The sequence below is a fragment of the Amycolatopsis sp. NPDC045836 genome (genome assembly GCF_056431745.1).
On sequence record NZ_JBWKKF010000002.1, the window covers coordinates 170,759 to 186,810 of the forward strand.

15 protein-coding genes and 1 pseudogene are annotated in these 16,052 nt (G+C 70.3%); 7 read left to right on the plus strand and 9 right to left on the minus strand.

The features are described from left to right. Window positions 1-5: 5 nt before the first annotated feature. From AC07EG_RS03550 to AC07EG_RS03565, 4 genes are read left to right on the plus strand one after another with little or no spacing between them, the layout of a single operon-like run. A complete protein-coding gene (locus AC07EG_RS03550) occupies window positions 6-275 on the plus strand; it encodes a helix-turn-helix transcriptional regulator (protein WP_478251414.1) in 270 nt (89 codons plus the stop codon). Further along, window positions 272-820 carry a hypothetical protein gene (locus AC07EG_RS03555; RefSeq protein ID WP_478251415.1) on the plus strand — a complete coding sequence of 183 codons (549 nt, stop codon included), beginning with the start codon at window positions 272-274 and terminating at the stop codon, window positions 818-820. Before AC07EG_RS03550 ends, AC07EG_RS03555 begins: the two co-directional genes overlap by 4 nt. After that, window positions 813-1,718, plus strand: a complete 906-nt coding sequence (locus tag AC07EG_RS03560; RefSeq protein ID WP_478251416.1) for an ABC transporter ATP-binding protein — start codon at window positions 813-815, stop codon at window positions 1,716-1,718. The genes AC07EG_RS03555 and AC07EG_RS03560 overlap by 8 nt, the downstream gene beginning before the upstream one ends. Then, complete coding sequence (locus AC07EG_RS03565) at window positions 1,715-2,914, plus strand: ABC transporter permease (protein WP_478251417.1); 1,200 nt, start codon at window positions 1,715-1,717, stop codon at window positions 2,912-2,914. Before AC07EG_RS03560 ends, AC07EG_RS03565 begins: the two co-directional genes overlap by 4 nt. Before the next feature lie 63 nt (window positions 2,915-2,977). On the opposite strand, the gene AC07EG_RS03570 is transcribed toward AC07EG_RS03565, so the two are convergent. The 3 genes from AC07EG_RS03570 to AC07EG_RS03580 all read right to left on the minus strand — a co-directional run bounded on the left by AC07EG_RS03570 (window position 2,978) and on the right by AC07EG_RS03580 (window position 6,054). Continuing rightward, window positions 2,978-4,291 (minus strand): citrate synthase, encoded by a 1,314-nt coding sequence (locus AC07EG_RS03570; RefSeq protein ID WP_478251418.1) that lies wholly within the window; start codon window positions 4,289-4,291, stop codon window positions 2,978-2,980. A gap of 193 nt (window positions 4,292-4,484) precedes the next feature. Then, a complete protein-coding gene (locus AC07EG_RS03575) occupies window positions 4,485-5,441 on the minus strand; it encodes a carbohydrate kinase family protein (protein ID WP_478251419.1) in 957 nt (318 codons plus the stop codon). Window positions 5,442-5,451: 10 nt separating this feature from the next. Further along, the gene (locus AC07EG_RS03580) at window positions 5,452-6,054 is read right to left on the minus strand and encodes a TetR/AcrR family transcriptional regulator (RefSeq protein ID WP_478251421.1); all 603 of its coding nucleotides are present in this window, start codon (window positions 6,052-6,054) and stop codon (window positions 5,452-5,454) included. 75 nt (window positions 6,055-6,129) lie between these two features. Here AC07EG_RS03580 and AC07EG_RS03585 point away from each other — a divergent pair, with 75 nt between their 5' ends. Continuing rightward, the gene (locus tag AC07EG_RS03585; protein WP_478251422.1) at window positions 6,130-7,278 is read left to right on the plus strand and encodes an acyl-CoA dehydrogenase family protein; all 1,149 of its coding nucleotides are present in this window, start codon (window positions 6,130-6,132) and stop codon (window positions 7,276-7,278) included. Between the two features lie 452 nt (window positions 7,279-7,730). After that, window positions 7,731-7,973, plus strand: a pseudogene (locus tag AC07EG_RS03590) (Uma2 family endonuclease); the annotation flags it as partial. 142 nt (window positions 7,974-8,115) lie between these two features. On the opposite strand, the gene AC07EG_RS03595 reads toward AC07EG_RS03590, so the two are convergent. Together AC07EG_RS03595 and AC07EG_RS03600 are read right to left on the minus strand one after the other, a co-directional pair. Beyond that, window positions 8,116-9,330, minus strand: coding sequence for an amidohydrolase (locus AC07EG_RS03595; protein WP_478251423.1), 1,215 nt, complete (start codon window positions 9,328-9,330; stop codon window positions 8,116-8,118). A 10-nt stretch (window positions 9,331-9,340) separates the two neighbouring features. Further along, complete coding sequence (locus tag AC07EG_RS03600; protein WP_478251424.1) at window positions 9,341-10,243, minus strand: aldose 1-epimerase family protein; 903 nt, start codon at window positions 10,241-10,243, stop codon at window positions 9,341-9,343. A gap of 58 nt (window positions 10,244-10,301) precedes the next feature. Here AC07EG_RS03600 and AC07EG_RS03605 point away from each other — a divergent pair, with 58 nt between their 5' ends. Continuing rightward, on the plus strand, window positions 10,302-11,126 hold the full coding sequence (locus AC07EG_RS03605) for an MBL fold metallo-hydrolase (protein ID WP_478251425.1): 825 nt from the start codon (window positions 10,302-10,304) through the stop codon (window positions 11,124-11,126). Between the two features lie 16 nt (window positions 11,127-11,142). On the opposite strand, the gene AC07EG_RS03610 is transcribed toward AC07EG_RS03605, so the two are convergent. From AC07EG_RS03610 to AC07EG_RS03625, 4 genes are all read right to left on the minus strand, one after another. Then, a complete protein-coding gene (locus AC07EG_RS03610) occupies window positions 11,143-12,534 on the minus strand; it encodes an APC family permease (RefSeq protein WP_478251427.1) in 1,392 nt (463 codons plus the stop codon). Window positions 12,535-12,593: 59 nt separating this feature from the next. After that, on the minus strand, window positions 12,594-13,820 hold the full coding sequence (locus AC07EG_RS03615; protein ID WP_478251755.1) for an MFS transporter: 1,227 nt from the start codon (window positions 13,818-13,820) through the stop codon (window positions 12,594-12,596). 109 nt (window positions 13,821-13,929) lie between these two features. Beyond that, window positions 13,930-14,610, minus strand: coding sequence for a pyridoxamine 5'-phosphate oxidase (gene pdxH, locus AC07EG_RS03620; protein WP_478251428.1), 681 nt, complete (start codon window positions 14,608-14,610; stop codon window positions 13,930-13,932). 244 nt (window positions 14,611-14,854) lie between these two features. Continuing rightward, window positions 14,855-16,042, minus strand: coding sequence for a lipase family protein (locus tag AC07EG_RS03625; protein WP_478251429.1), 1,188 nt, complete (start codon window positions 16,040-16,042; stop codon window positions 14,855-14,857). Window positions 16,043-16,052: the final 10 nt, after the last annotated feature.

The window sequence follows — 16,052 nt, forward strand, 5'->3', positions numbered from 1 at the left end:
GTTCCATGAGCCCGGTAAGACGTGGCAAGGAGCTGCCCATCCACAATCGGCTGCAGGTGTTGCGGGCGGAGCGTGGGATGAGCCGGGCGCAGCTGGCGGAGGCGGTGGAGGTCAATCCCCAGACGATCGGGGCGCTGGAGCGCGGGGACCACTACCCCAGCCTCGACCTGGCGTTCCGGATCTGCGACGTGTTCGGCCTCCCGGTCGAGGCGGTGTTCAACCGGCAGCCGTTCACGCCGCTGTCCACACAGGTCTATTCGAAGGGGAACCCATGAGCTCACTTCGCGAACGGTTCAGCGCGTCGTGGGACAAGCGGCTGGAGCACCAGGACCGCCGCGAACGCGAACGCGCGCGCATGCTGCCGAAGTGGCGGACCAGGGCGCACCGCCGCCGGATCACCCTGGTGGTGCTGCTCGGCGACCTGCTCATCGTCGCCGCGGCGGCGTTGGTGCAGCGGCAGAGCTGGTGGCTCTTCGCCGGGCTGTGGTTCGGCGGGTTCGCGGTGTGGATGGCCGGGTTCACCCTGCTGCGCGTGCTCACCGGCCGGATGAGCACCGCCTTCTCCGCCCTGCTCGACGAACGTGAGCGCGCCTGGCGCCAGCGCATCAACCACGCCGGTTACCAGGCCATGTTCGTCGTGATCCTGCTGACCTTCACCTACCTGATGGTGATCGCCGGCACCGAGAACGCGGCCTACCGCGGCGCGATGATGCTCGCCGCGCTGACCGTGCTCGGTGCTTCCGTACCCACCCTCGTCCTCGGCTGGTCCCTGCCCGACGACGACCCCGAGGACTTCGCAGAAGAGGAAACCGATGCCTGAGCAGCGACTGGAGATCGACGGGGTCTCCAAGCGATTCGGCGACCTGGTCGCCCTCGACCAGGTCAGCTTCGACGTGCGCGGTGAGCTGTTCGGCTTCGTCGGCAGCAACGGCGCCGGCAAGACCACCACCATGCGCATCGTGCTCGGCGTGCTGGCCGCCGACCGCGGGCAGGTTCGCTTCGGCGGCACCCCGGTCGACCACCAGACCCGCACGCGGATCGGCTACATGCCGGAGGAACGCGGCCTGTACCCGAAGATGAAGGTGCTCGACCAGCTGGTCTACCTGGCCCGCCTGCACGGCATGAGCACCGACGAGGCCCACACCAGCGCCGAGCACTGGATCAACCGGCTCGGCCTCAAGCAGCGCCGCGGTGAAGAGGTGGAAAAGCTCAGCCTCGGCAACCAGCAGCGCGTGCAGCTGGCCGCCGCGCTGGTGCACGACCCGGCGGTGCTGGTGCTGGACGAGCCGTTCTCCGGCCTCGACCCGCTCGCCGTGGACGTGATGAGCGAGGTGCTGCGCGAGAAGGCCGCGGCCGGGGTGCCGGTGGTGTTCTCCAGCCACCAGCTCGACCTGGTCGAGCGGCTGTGCGACCGCGTCGGCATCATCCGCGGCGGCCGCATGGTGGCCACCGGCGCGGTCGGTGAGCTGACCGCCGGCGCCGCGGGGCGCCTGCGGGTCACCGCGCCGCGGGCCACCCCCGGCTGGGCGGCGGCGGTGCCCGGAGCCCGCGTGCTGAGCGAGGGCACCACCACCGAACTGGAACTCGAACCGGGAGCCGACGACCAGGCGGTGCTGGCCGCCGCGCTGGCCACCGGCCCGGTCACCGAGTTCAGCCGCCGCCAGCCGTCGCTGACCGAACTGTTCCGCAACGTCGTCACCGAGGAGAAGGCCCGATGAACCCCACCCGCCCGGCCGGCGGCTTCACCGCCGTGCGGCTGGTCGCCCAGCGCGAGCTGAACACCCGGCTGCGCACCAAGTCGTTCATCATCGGCACGGTGCTGATCCTGGCCTTCCTCGGCGGGTACGTGCTGTTGCAGGCGTCGCTGTTCAGCGGCGCCGACGAGAAGACCGTGGGGCTGACCGGGCAGACCGCCAGCATCGCGGACACCCTGAAGCAGCAGGCGACGGCGCTCGGCGAGGAGATCGAGACGGTCACCATCCCCAACGTCGACGAAGGCCGCAAGCAGGTCGAGGCCGGCGACCTCGACGCCGTGCTCTCCGGCAGCCGCGCCGACCTGCAGGTGCTGGTGAAGACCGAGCTGGACCCGCAGCTGGGCGCCATCCTCAACCAGATCGCGCGGAACGAGGTGCTCGGCGGGGAACTGGCGCAGGCCGGTGCCGATCCCGAGCAGGTGCTGGCCACCGTGCAGGCGACCACGGTGAAGGTGACCCAGCTCGAGCAACCCGATCCCGACCGCGCGCAGCGGCTGGCCATCGGCCTGGCCATGGTGGTGCTGCTGTACATGAGCATCACCACCTACGGCTCGCTGGTCGCGCAGGGCGTGGTGGAGGAGAAGGCCAGCCGGGTGGTGGAGATCCTGCTGTCCACCGTGCGGCCGTGGCAGCTGCTGCTGGGCAAGGTGCTCGGGCTCGGCCTGGTCGGCCTGGTGCAGTTGCTGATCCTGGCCGGGGCGGCGCTGGCGATGACCACGATCTCCGGGGTGATCACGCTCTCCGGGGTGGCGGCGAGCACGATCGTCTGGGGCCTGGTCTGGTACCTGCTCGGCTTCTTCCTCTACGCCACCATCTTCGCCGGGGCCGGGGCGCTGGTTTCGCGTCAGGAGGACATGCAGTCGACGATGATGCCGGTGACCATGGTGCTGCTGATCGGCTTCCTGGTCGGCTTCAACGTGCTCATCCAGAACCCGGACGGCGGCCTGGCCGCGGCGCTCTCGCTGGTGCCGCTGCTCTCGCCGGTGCTGATGCCGGGCCGCATCGCGGCCGGGGTGGTCAGCGGCTGGGAGGTGGCGCTGGCGCTGGTGCTCACCCTCGCCGCGGTGGCGTTGTTCACCTGGCTGGGCGGCAAGATCTACCGCAACGCGGTGCTGCGCACCGGCAGCCGGGTCAAACTGGCCGACGCGCTGAAGGGCTGAAGTCCACAGTAGACAACGGTGCCCCTGACCGGAGGAGTCCGGCCAGGGGCACCGTCACAACGATCAGCGATCGGCGATCGGGGTGTAGTCCCGCTCCTTCTCGCCGGTGTAGATCTGCCGCGGGCGGCCGATCTTGGTGGCCGGGTCGTTGATCATCTCGCGCCAGTGCGCGATCCAGCCGGGCAGGCGGCCGAGGGCGAACAGCACGGTGAAGTACTGCGTCGGGAAGCCGAGCGCCCGGTAGATCAGTCCGGTGTAGAAGTCGACGTTCGGGTAGAGCTTGCGCTCGATGAAGTAGTCGTCCGAGAGCGCGGTCTCTTCCAGCTTCTTCGCGATGTCGAGCAGCTCGTCGTTGACGCCGAGCTTGCCGAGGATGGAGTCCGCGGTGGTCTTGATGATCTTCGCGCGCGGGTCGTAGTTCTTGTAGACCCGGTGCCCGAAGCCCATCAGGCGGACACCCTTTTCCTTGTTCTTCACGCGGTTGACGAACTGCGCCACGTCGCCGCCGTCGGCCTTGATGCCCTCGAGCATGTCCAGCACCGCGCTGTTGGCACCACCGTGCAGCGGGCCGAACAGCGCCATGATGCCCGCCGAGATGCTGGCGAACAGGTTGGCCTCGGACGAGCCGACCAGCCGCACGGTCGAGGTGGAGCAGTTCTGCTCGTGGTCGGCGTGCAGGATGAACAGCAGGTCGAGCGCCTTGGCGACCTCGGGGTCGACCTCGTACGGCTCGGCGGGCAGCCCGAAGGTCATCCGCAGGAAGTTCTCCACCAGGCCGTAGGAGTTGTCCGGGTAGAGGAACGGCTGCCCGATCGACTTCTTGTAGGCGTAGGCGGCCAGCGTCGGCACCTTCGCCAGCAGGCGGATGGTGGACAGCTCCACGTTCGGCTCGTCGAACGGGTTCAGCGAGTCCTGGTAGAAGGTGGACAGTGCGGACACCGCGCTGGAGAGCACCGGCATCGGGTGCGCGTCGCGCGGGAAGCCGTCGAAGAAGCGCTTGAGGTCCTCGTGCAGCAGGGTGTGCCGGTTCACCTTCGAGGTGAACTGCTCCAGCTGCGCCGGGGTGGGCAGCTCACCGTAGATCAGCAGGTAGGAGACCTCGATGAAGTTGGAGTGCTGGGCGAGCTGCTCGATCGGATAACCGCGATAGCGCAGGATTCCGGCGTCACCGTCGATGTAGGTGATGGACGAGGAGGCGGCGCCGGTGTTCACGAAACCGGGGTCGAGCGTGATGTACCCGGTGGAAGCCAGCAACTTGCCCAGTTCGATACCGGGGGCGCCCTCGACAGCGTGAACCACTTTCAGCTCGTGCTCGCCGTTCGGCAGCCGCAGCGAAACGGTCTGGGAGCCGCTCGGCGCGGACGTAGCGTCCGACATGAAAGTCCCTCTCACTGTTCGCACGGGCCGGCGGCGCCTGCAGGTCGCACAGTTGCCTCATGTCACGCGCGAGGCGGCCGTTGGCCTCGCTGCACACCGCCCCGCTGGGGTATGAATTCTCCTCTACGCTAGTCGAGAGGGGGCCCCTCGCGCAGCCACTGTGTTATCCGTGACGAACGGTTTGCGACGAGATTCACACGCCCGGTGAGTGTTCGCGTTGTCCGAACGTGTCCAGCTCGGCCTCGGTGGGCGGTTCGGCGCCGCTGCGGGAGACGGTGACGGCCGCCGCGCGGGCGGCGTGGGTGAGCGCCTCGGCCCAGGCGGCGGGGTCCAGCTCGGCGGGCTCGCGCACGTCCCGCTTGGCGAACCAGGCCAGCAGCGCCCCCTGCACCGTGTCGCCGGCGCCAATGGTATCGACCAATCGGGCGGGTGCCGACGGGACGCGGGCCCGCTCGCCTTCCCGGGTGTACGCGGCGAGGCCGGCCGCCCCATCGGTGAGCACCACCGCACCGGCGCCCGCGTCGAGCCACGACCGCGCGGCGCTCACCGCGTCGGCGCCGTCGGCGAGCCACCTGGCGTCCTCCACCGAAAGTTTCAGCAGCCGGACGTGCGGCAGCCAGGAGGCGAACCGGGCGCGGTAGGCGGCCGGGTCCCCGATCAGGGCGGCCCGGATGTTCGGGTCCAGCGCGGTCAGCAGCCCGCGTTCGGATTCCCGGTGCAGCAAGGATTCGTACGCCGACACCCCGGGTTCGAGCACCATGCCGAGGGTGCCGAGCGAAAGCACCCTGGCCGGCTCCGGCAGCGGGCCGGGATCGGTGACCAGCCGGTCCGCGGTGCCCTCGGTGTAGAAGGTGTAGTGCGCCGAGCCGGTCTCGTCGAGCGCCACCACGGCCAGCGTGGTCGGCTCGTCCCCGCGCTGCACCAGCGCGGTGTCCACTTGGGAGGCGTGCAGCCTGGCGAGCAGCGCCTCGCCGAACCGGTCGGTGGAGATCCGGGACAGGAACGCCGACGGCGCGCCGAGGCGCGCCGCGGCGAGCGCCGCGTTGTACGGGCCACCGCCGAGGCGGGGCAGCAGCGGCCGGAGGCCACCGTCCAGAGTGGACTCTCCGGGCACCAGGTCGACCAGTGCTTCACCACCGACAACGATCACGCGGAGGATGCTACCCCGCGGCCAACCCGCCGAGTAGTAGTTCGGCGAGCGCGGTGAACGCCTCGGCGTCGGAGACCTCCACCCGCGAGGCGATCACCCCGGTCTGGATGCCCTCGATGATCAACCCGGCCATCTCCGCGATCAGATTGGCCTGGACGGTCCGGAAAACGCCGTCCCGGACACCCTTGTTGATGAAGCCGCGGATGCGCTCGGCCGCCGCCCGGCTGTTCAGTTCGTAGGCCGCCCGCGCCGGTGGGAACTCGGCGATGTCGCGCATGAACGCCGCGGAGGCCCGCTTGAGGTGCTCGGCGGCGCCGTCGAGGTAGACGCCGATCAACTGCCTGGCGTCGTCGAGGCCGGCGATGCTGGCCTCGATCCGCTCGGCCGCGCCCCGGAAGAAGCGGCCGACGACCTTCACCGCGAGCTGCTCCTTGCTCGGCGCCAGCGCGTACAGCGTCGACTTCGAGCAGTGCATGCGGGTGGCCAGGTCGTCCAGGGTGAACTCGGCGAAGCCCTCGGCCAGGAAGAGTTCCTCCAGGTCAGCGAGCAGGGCCCGCTGCCGCGCGGTGGGCTGCCTACGGGGTGCCCGGGCTCGGGCATCGACATCAGCCATGGGCGTACAGTACTCTGAGGTGTCCGTCAGTACTGTTTTCAGTACTCTCTATGTCGCTCATCGTGGAGGACAGTAATGCCAGCGGAGCGCCTGCTGCCGACCACCGAAGCCGAGGACCTCGTCGGCCTCGCCAGGGAAATCGCGCGCGACGAGCTGGCCCCGCTGGCCGGCGAGTACGAGGAGGCCGCCCGGTTCCCGCGGGAGCAGTTCTCCCTGCTGGGCAAGTCGGGCCTGCTGGGCCTGCCGTACTCCGAGCGCTGGGGTGGCGGCGAGGTGCCGTACGAGGTCTACCTGCAGGTGCTGGAGGAGATCGCGAGCGCGTGGATGTCGGTGGGCGTCGGGCTGTCGGTGCACACCATGTCCTGCTTCGCCCTGGCCCACCACGGCACCGACGCCCAGCGCGACCGCTGGCTGCCGGAAATGCTGGAAGGCGGCCTGCTCGGGGCGTACGCGCTGTCGGAGGCGCACGCCGGTTCGGACGCGGCGGCGCTGTCCACCCGCGCCCGGCTCGACGGTTCGGCGTACGTGGTCAACGGCACGAAGTCGTGGATCACGCACGGTGGCGAGGCGGACTTCTACACCACGATGGTGCGCACCTCGGACGACCCGGGCAGCGGCGGCATCTCCTGCCTGCTGGTCGACGGCGCCACGCCCGGCCTGTCGGCGTCGGCCCCGGAGCGGAAGATGGGGCTCACCGGGTCGACCACCGCGCAGATGCGGTTCGAGGACGCCCGCGTGGACACCGACCGGCTGATCGGCCAGGAGGGCCACGGGCTGAAGATCGCCCTGGCCTCGCTCAGCTCGGGGCGGCTGGGCATCGCCGCGTGCGCGGTCGGCCTGGCGCAGGCGGCGCTGGACGAGGCGGTGGCCTACGCCAAGGGGCGCACCCAGTTCGGGCGGTCGATCATCGAGTTCCAGGGCGTGGAGTTCCTGCTGGCCGACATGGCCGCCGCGGTGGAGTCTTCGCGTGCGATGTACCTGGACGCGGCCCGCCGCCGGGACCGGGGCCTGCCGTTCCAGCGGCAGGCGTCGATCGCGAAGCTGGTCGCCACGGACGCCGCGATGAAGGTGACCACGGACGCCGTCCAGGTGCTCGGCGGTGCCGGGTACACGCGGGACTTCCCGGTGGAGCGGTACATGCGTGAGGCGAAGGTGCCGCAGATCTTCGAGGGCACCAACCAGATCCAGCGCGTGGTGATCGCCCGGGAGCTGCGGAAGGCGTGAGTTGCCGAGGGGGCGGCCGTCACGACCGCCCCCGCCCGATCAGCTGATCTTGAACGAGTTCGCCCGGTCGTTCATCCAGCCGAAGTCCCCCGCCTCCTCGGTGAAGGTGGCCGAGCCGGGGCTGCACCCGTCCCGTCGAACTCGTTCTTGTCGAACTCGTCGAGCTGCACCGTCGGCAACCGCAAGGGATACCGGCGAGCACGCGGCAGCCCATTCACGCCTCGCCGAACCACGAAGGACGGGGCCAGCCTGACCGGCAGCGGACGCCCATGGGGACAAGTGGCATATGCCACTGATGACCTGGAGTCAGAACGTGAGGAGATGCCATGACAGCTCTGCCGGGGCCCGTGCCGCAGGCGCTTGAGGTGGACCATCTGCTGACGGTTGCGGAGCACGCCGCGCTCGGAGAAACCGAGTCCGGCTACCCGGAGCTTCAGGAAGGCCGTCTGTTGATGTCGCCAAGTCCCCGCCCGAATCATGCTTTCGCCTTGTTTCGCCTGGCGAGGCAACTGGCTGAGCAGCTGCCCGAACACTTGGATCTGCTACCGGGCATCGACATCGATCTGGAACTGGCGGAGCCGGACCAGCCCGGGTTCTCCCGGCGGCCCGATCTGCTCGTCGTCGAGATCGTGTCGCCGAGTTCGCACCGCATGGACAACGTGGTCAAGCACGGTGAGTACGCCGACGCCGGGATCCCGCCCTACTGGATCGTCAACCTGACCGGGCCGGTGTCGCTCACCGCCTGCCACCTCGTGCCCGGTTCCGGGTACCGGAACGCGCCGGAGTTTCCGGCAGGACCAGCCTGCCGGAACCCTTCCCGCTGGAGATCGACCTCGGTCAGCTCTCCCGGTAGCGCCGCGGCGCGACCACGCCTTCGCCGGTGGCCTCGTCGAAGTGGTAGACCTGACGCCCCCGGACGAACACGCGCATCGCCCGGTTCATCACGTCCAGCGGGTCACCCGACCAGATGACCACGTCGGCGTCCAGGCCCGGCTTCAGCGAACCGACCCGGTCGTCCAGGCCCAGCATCTCCGCCGGGTTGACGGTCAGCGAGCGCAGCGCGGTCTCCGGGTCCAGCCCGTCCTTCACCGCCAGCGCCGCCTGGTAGACCAGGAAGTTGATCGGGATCACCGGGTGGTCGGTGGTGATCGCCAGCTTCACCCCGGCCCGCGCCATGATGCCCGCCGAGCGCAGCGACCGGTGCCGCAGCTCGACCTTGCTCCGGGTGGTGAACAGCGGCCCCAGGATCACCGGCACCCCGCGTTCGGCCAGCAGGTCGGCGATCAGGTGCCCCTCGGTGCCGTGGTTGATCACCAGCTTGTAGCCGAACTCGTCGGCCAGCCGGATCGCGGTCACCATGTCGTCGGCCCGGTGCACGTGCTGGTCCCAGTACAGCTCGCCGTCGAGGACCTTCGCCAGCACCTCCTTGGTCAGGTCCGTGTCGAACGGCTTGCCCTCGCTCCGCGCGTGCTCCCGCTGGGCGGCGTAGTCCCGCGCCTTCGTGAACGCCTCGCGCAGCACCGCGGCCACGCCGAGCCGGGTCGACGGCGTCTGCCCCTTGTCGCCGTAGACGCGCTTCGGGTTCTCCCCCAGCGCGCTCTTCACGCTGACGTGCTCGGCGAAGACCATGTCGAGCGCGGTCCGGCCCCAGGTCTTCACGCCGACGGTCTGCCCGCCGATCGGGTTGCCCGAACCCGGCTTGATCACCGCGCTGGTCACCCCGCCCGCCAGCGCGTCGTCGAAACCGGTCTCGGTCGGGTCGATGCCGTCGATCGCGCGGAACCGGGCGCCGTTCGGGTCGGTCATCTCGTTGACGTCGTTGCCCGACCAGCCCTCGCCCTCCTCGTGCACGCCGAGGTGCGCGTGCGCGTCGAGGAAACCGGGCAGCACCCAGCACCCGGAGGCGTCGACCAGCTCGGCGTCCTCGGGCACGTCCACATCGGCTTCGGTACCGACGGCGGTGATCTTGCCGCCGTCCATCAGGACGGTGCCCCCGTCGATCGGCTCGCCGTCGACCGGAACCACGTAGCCACCAACAATCGCGCTCACCATGGTCGACACGCTAAACCCTGATCCCCCAGCTCCCGCTCCACGACTCGCCAGCGGCCAGCTCGATCAGGTCGGTGCCGGAGTTCAGCGCGTCCGCCGGGCAGGTCATCGGCTCGATGGCGACGCCGCGGCCGCGGCCGACCAGCTCGGCCGGGGTGAACACCTGCACCCACTTGAAGTCCGGGCCCGCCCAGACGTCCAGCTGCTTGTCCTGGTACGACAGCCGGAAGTGGTGGTTGCCGTCGGCTTCGGTGGTCAGGCCGCCGAACGCGGTGTCGAGGTCCACCCCGCCGAGGATCACCCCATCGCGGAAGTCGTACTCGGTGCCTTCGACGTCCTGCTCGTCCTGGTACGGCAGCTGCGCGTCGGCGTCGTACGGCCGGACGCGGGTGGCGGGCAGGGTGAGCGTGAGGTCGTCGGTCGGGGTGTCGCCGATGCGGAAGTACGGGTGCGTGCCGAGGCCGACGCCGATGGCGGACTCGCCCTCGTTGCGGATCTCGTGGGTCACGGTCAGCTCGCGCGGTGCCACCTCGTAGGTGATCGTCGCGCGCAGCGGCACCGGCCAGCCCGCCTGCACCGGCACGTCGACGGCCATGGTGATCGACGATTCGGCGTGCTCCAGCAGCTCCCACTCCTCGCGGCGGGTCAGCCCGTGGATGGCGTTGCCGCGCTTGGCTTCGGTGACCTCGAGCTCCTGCTTCTCGCCCTGGTACACCCATTGCGCGGCCTTGGTGCGGTTGGGCCAGGGGAGCAGCACCTGCCCGGCCCCCTTCGGCGGCGGCTCGTCCTCGCCGAAGGTTTCCAGGAACGGCACCCCGCCGACTTCGAAGGCGCGCAGCCCGGCGCCGATCTCGGTGACCACCGCGCGGGCCCCGCCGCGGGTGATCTCGAACTGTGCTCCTGTGGGATTGGCCATGGCGCACCAATCTACCGGCCGCTGGACATCCGGGCCCGGGTACGCGAACTTGGTCGGCGTGAAGGTGCACCACTTGAACTGCGGGACGTTCCGGCCGGCCGGCGGCAGGCTGGTCGACGGCCACGGCGGCGTGGCCCACCGCGGCCGGCTGGTCTGCCACTGCCTGCTCATCGAGACCGGCGACGGGCTGGTGCTCGTCGACACCGGTTTCGGCCTGCGGGCGCTGGCGCAGCCGGGCTCCTGGCTGGGGCCGACGCGCCGCCTGCTCGGTGCCCGGCCGCGGCGCGAGGACTCGGCGGCGCACCAGGTCACCGAACTGGGCTACGCCCCCGGCGACGTGCGCCACATCGTGCTCACCCACCTCGACCTCGACCACGCGGGCGGGCTGGCGGACTTCCCGCACGCCACCGTGCACGTCTACGAGCGCGAGCACCGGGCGCTGACCGCCCCGGCCGACGCCGCCGAGCGGCTGCGGTACCGGCAGGTGCAGTTCGAGCACGGCCCGAAGTGGCGCACCTACGCCGAACCGGGCGAGGACTGGTTCGGCTTCACCGCGGTGCGCGAACTCGCCGGGCTGCCGCCGGAGGTGCTGCTCGTGCCGCTGGCCGGGCACACCGCGGGCCACGCGGGCGCCGCGGTGGACACCGGCGACGGCTGGCTGCTGCACGCGGGTGACGCCTACTTCTTCCACGGCCAGCTCAACCCGGCGCGGCCGCACTGCCCGCCGGTGCTGACCGCGTTCCAGAACCTCACCCAGACCGACCGGCGCGCCCGCCTGGAGAACCTGGGCCGGTTGCGGGAACTGGCGATGGACCACCGCGACGAGGTGACCGTGTTCTCCGCGCACGACCCGATCGAACTGCGTCAGGCGCAACGGGCCTGACGCGGTTCGACGGCCCTCAGCCGACCGGCGGTTCGACCGGCTGCCGGTCGGCTTCCGCGTGGGTGGCCCGCATGACCAGCCAGTTGATCAGCCACAGCACCAGGCCGACCGCGAGCAGGATGGCGGCCACCGTGTAGTCCCTGGCCGGTCGCCCGGACAGCGGGGTCACCAGGTACACGCAGAAGATCGCGGCCAGCACCGGGACCACCGTCGGCGCCCGGAAGTGCTGGTGCCCCGCCTTCTCCTTGCGCAGCACCAGCACCGAGACGTTGACGATGGCGAAGACCACCAGCAGCAGCAACGCCGTGGTCCCGCCGAGCACGCCGATGTCCACAAAGGACACCAGGCCGATGGCGATCAGGCTGGTGAACACGATGGCCACCCACGGGCTGCGGCGGAACGGGTGCACCGTGCCCAGCGCCTTGGGGATGATCCGCTGGTTCGCCATGCCGTAGAGCAGTCGGCTGGCCATCAGCATGTTGATCAGCGCCGAGTTGATCACCGCGAACAGGCCGATCGCGGAGAAGACCTCGCGCGGGAAGCCGGGGGCGCCGACGTCGAGCACCTTCAGCAGCGCGCTGCTCTTGGCCGCCTCCAGGTCGTCCGCCGGGACCAGCAGCGAGGAGGTCACCGAAACCAGGATGTAGATGGTGGCGGCGATGACCATGCCCCACAGCATCGCCTTCGGGAAGATCCGGATCGGGTCCTTGCACTCCTCGGCCATGTTCACCGAGTCCTCGAAGCCGACCATCGCGAAGAACGCCAGCGAGGTGGCGGAGGTGATGGCCACCAGCATGGTCTGGTTCTCGGTGTCGAACTGGGTCAGCCGGGAGGCGTCACCGTTGCCGTTGAGCACCGCCCACACCCCGACCCCGATGATGATCAGCAGGCCGCCGATCTCGATGCAGGTCAGCACCACGTTGGTCTTCACCGATTCGGCGACGCCCCGGAAGTTGATCACCGCGAGGCCGACCACGAACAGGATGGCCACCAGCGGCATCGGCGCGGTGATGAACTCGGCGAGGTAGGTGTCCCCGAACGCCTTCGCCGCCGACGAGGCCGAGGTGATGCCCGAGCACATCACCGCGAAGGCCACCATGAAGGTGAGGAACCGGATCTTGAACGCCTTGTGCGTGTAGAGCGCCGCCCCGGCCGCCTGCGGGTACTTGCCCACCAGTTCCAGGTAGCTGAACGCGGTCATGAAGGCGACCACGAACGCGAGCAGGAACGGCAGCCACAGCGCCCCGCCGACCCGGCCGGCCACCTGCCCGGTGAGCGCGTAGACGCCGGTTCCGATGATGTCCCCGACCACGAAGAACAGCAGCAGCTTGGAGCCCATCACCCGCTTGAGGCTCGGCTGACCGGCCGGACCGGTCTGCTCGGGCTCGGTAGTCGTCGTTTCCGCCATGCGGCAAGAGTGTGCCGCATCACTTCGGTGACCGACAGTCCGGATTGATCAGTTCTTCGTCACGTCTTGGCGACGGGCGCCCGGTACCGCCAGAAAGCGGGCAGGAGCAGTACCGCGACCAGGAGTAGGGCGATCACCAGAAGTCCGCCACCGCTGGTCGCCACGGCCGTGCCGACCCCGGCCGCGGCCCAGCCGTGGGCCAGGTCGGCGATGCGCGGCCCGCCCGCCACCACCACGGTCAGCGCGCCCTGCATCCGCCCGCGCATTTCGTCGGTGGCGGCGGCCTGCAGGATGGCCATCCGGAAGATCGCGCTGACCATGTCGGCGGCACCGGCCAGTGCCAGGAAGACGATGGCCAGCCAGAGCGAATCGGCCAGGCCGAAGCCGAACACGCACAGCCCCCAGGCGGCGATCGCCACCACCACGGCCACGCCGTGCCTGCTGATCCTGGTCAGCCAGCCGGACATCAGCCCGATCAGCATCGCGCCGAGCGGGATCGCGGTGTAGAGCCAGCCGAGCGCGAGGCCACCACCCGCCGGGTCGCCGAAGGTGCGCTCGGCCATCTCCGGGAACAACGCCCGCGGCATACCGGCCACCATCGCGATCACGTCGACCACAAAAGAGGCGAGCAGCACCTTCTGCGTTGCCATGTAGCGGAAACCGTCGAGCACGTCACGCAGCCCGGCGCGGCGCACCTTGCCGGACAACGGCAGCATCGCGGGCAGCTTCCAGACCGCCCACAACGTCAGCGCCAGCGCGACGGTGTCCACCAAGTACAGAGTGGACAGACCGACGACCGGCAGCAGCGCCCCGGCGGCCAGCGGCCCGAACACCGCGCCGAACTGGCTCATCGTGCTCTGCAACGCGATCGCCGACGGCAGCAGTTCCCCGGGCACCAGCCGGGACACCACGGCGTTGCGGGTCGGCATGTTGATCGCGAAGAACGCCTGGTTCACCCCGAGCAGCGCGAGCACGACCCACACCGAGTCGACCGCGAAGAACGCCTGCGCCCAGAGCAGCGCGGCGCTCACCGCGATCCCGGTGTTGGTCACCATCAGCAGCTTGCGGCGGTCGACGGTGTCCGCGATCGCGCCGCCCCACAGCCCGAACACCAGCAGCGGGACCAGCGCCACCGCGCCGGTCAGCCCCACGTAACCGGACGAACCGGTCAGGTCGAACACCTGCTTGGGCACCGCGACGGCGGTCAGCTGACTGCCGATCGCGGTGACCACGGTGGTCAGCCAGAGGCGGCGGAAGGCCGGGATCCGCAACGGACGCGTGTCCATCACGATGGAACCGAGCACCCCGCGGGCGCCCTTCGTCCCCTTGGCCCCCGCGTCAGTGCTCACCCAAAAAGCTTAGCGGGGCTAACCTGTTGCCTTCACGTGATTTTCACTACGGCGCGACGCGCTCGACCTTCCAGCCGTCGTCGGTGCGGACGTAGCGGAGCCGGTCGTGCAGGCGGTCGCGCCGGCCCTGCCAGAACTCGACCACGTCCGGCCGGATGCGCCACCCGCCCCAGTGCGGCGGGAACGGCACCTCCTCCACATCGGCGAAGCGGCGCTCGATCGCGTGCAGCGCGTTGTCCAGCGCGCGCCTGCCGTCCACCACCCGCGACTGCGGGGAGGCCCAGGCACCCAGCTGCGACCCGCGCGGGCGGGAGGCCCAGTACTCGGCGGTCTCGGTGATGTCGACCTTCTCCACCTCACCGCGGACGTGCACCTGGCGGTGCAGCGGGTACCAGGGGAAGGTCGCCGAGGCGTAGCGCGTGACGGTGAGGTCGTGGCTCTTGTTCGAGGTGTAGTTCGTGTAGAACACCACCCCGCGCTGGTCCAGACCCTTGCAGAGCACCGTGCGGGAGGAGGGCCTGCCGTCCCCGTCGGCGGTGGCCAGCACCATCGCGTTGGCCTCCGGCACCCCCGCCGAGATCGCCTGGTCCAGCCAGGACTGCAACTGCTCGGTCCAGGTCGACGCAAGGCTCTCTTCGTCCAGCGACTCGCCTTCGTAGGCCACCCGCATGCCGGGCAGCCGAATGGCTACGTCGGCCACCCCGTTCGCGTTGTCAAGCTCCGGCATGTTCCGCAACCTCCGTGCCCTGTGGGGCCGTCATCGATGCACCCGACGGTAGGGCTTGCGCTGCGGTGGCGAAACCCACAGAACGGTGACTCGCGCCACCTCGATTTCCCCCGCCGGTAACTCAGCGCTCACCTACGGCCAAACGTCCACCGGGGACTACCCACCCACCCCGCTTTCAAGCCCGGCTTCCAGCTCCACGGCCGAGCGGGCGGCACCCAACGCAACCACCCCTCCCCGCCCGCCCCTAACAACTCGACTGAACGGGATTTCCCGCCACCCGCTCCCCCAGCCACTCGATCGCCATCGGACCGCCCACCGCGACGCCCCCGATGTGCTCCAGCAACGGCAGCGCCTGCCACCGCACCGCCGCCCCCCGCGCGCAGTACCGCGACAGCAACCCCCGCCCCACCTCGAACGGGATCAGCTCGTCCAGCGTCCCGTGGTACAGGAAAACCGGCGCCGACGGCACCCCGTCCCCCGCCCGGTTCTCCCCCAGCCGCGCCTGCCAGCGCGGGTCGCCCAGCGGATCCGGCACCGTCACGAAGTCGCGCAACCGGGCGAACGGCGCGGCCGCGCCCAACTCCAGCGTGCAGGCGTCCTCGATCCGCTCGACCGCCTCCCGCCCGCGCTCGTTCAACATCGACGAGAACGGCACGTCCGGATAAGCCGTGGAAAGCCCCAAAGCCGCACCCAGCACGAGCCCGAAAGCGGCGCCACCGTCGTTGAACCGCGCGACAGCCGTCATATCCGCGGGCACCCCGCCCGCCGCGACGCCGACCACGTTCAACTCCGGCGCGTACGCCGGCTGCAACTCCCCGGCGAAAGCCGCCGCCTGTCCGCCCTGCGAGTAACCGAGCACGCCGACCGGCGCGTCCGGTGAAAGCCCCGCCTCACCGACGGTCAAGGCGGCCCGCGCCGCGTCGAGCATCGCGCGGCCTTCGGACTGCCCGGTGGCGTAGGTGTGCGTGCCCGGCGTGCCGAGGCCCTCGTAGTCGGTCAGCACGACCGCCCAGCCCTTGCCCAGCGCCTGCCCGAGCAGCGCGACCTCGTTCTCCGTGCCGGTCCGCAACCGGTACGAAGGCGCGCAGGCGTCCCCGATCCCGTGCGTGCCGACGGCGTAGGTGAGCAACGGGCGCGGCCCGCCCCGCCACGGGGTCGGCGGCAGCAGCAGCGTGCCGGACACCGCGTTCGCCTCACCCGTCGCCGAGGTCGACCGGTACAGCAGCTGCCACGCCTTCACCGGCGCCGGGAACGGGCCGACCTTCACCTCGACGGACCGCCGCCGCAGCACCTCACCCGGCTCGCCGGTGAGCTGGTCGGGCGGTGTGTAGAAGGGGTCTTCCGAGGGCAGCGGCGGACCGGCCGCCTGCGCGGGCAGGGCACCGGTCAACGCGACCAGCACAACGGACAGGACGGCCAGGGCTCGGCGCATCGTCGCTCCC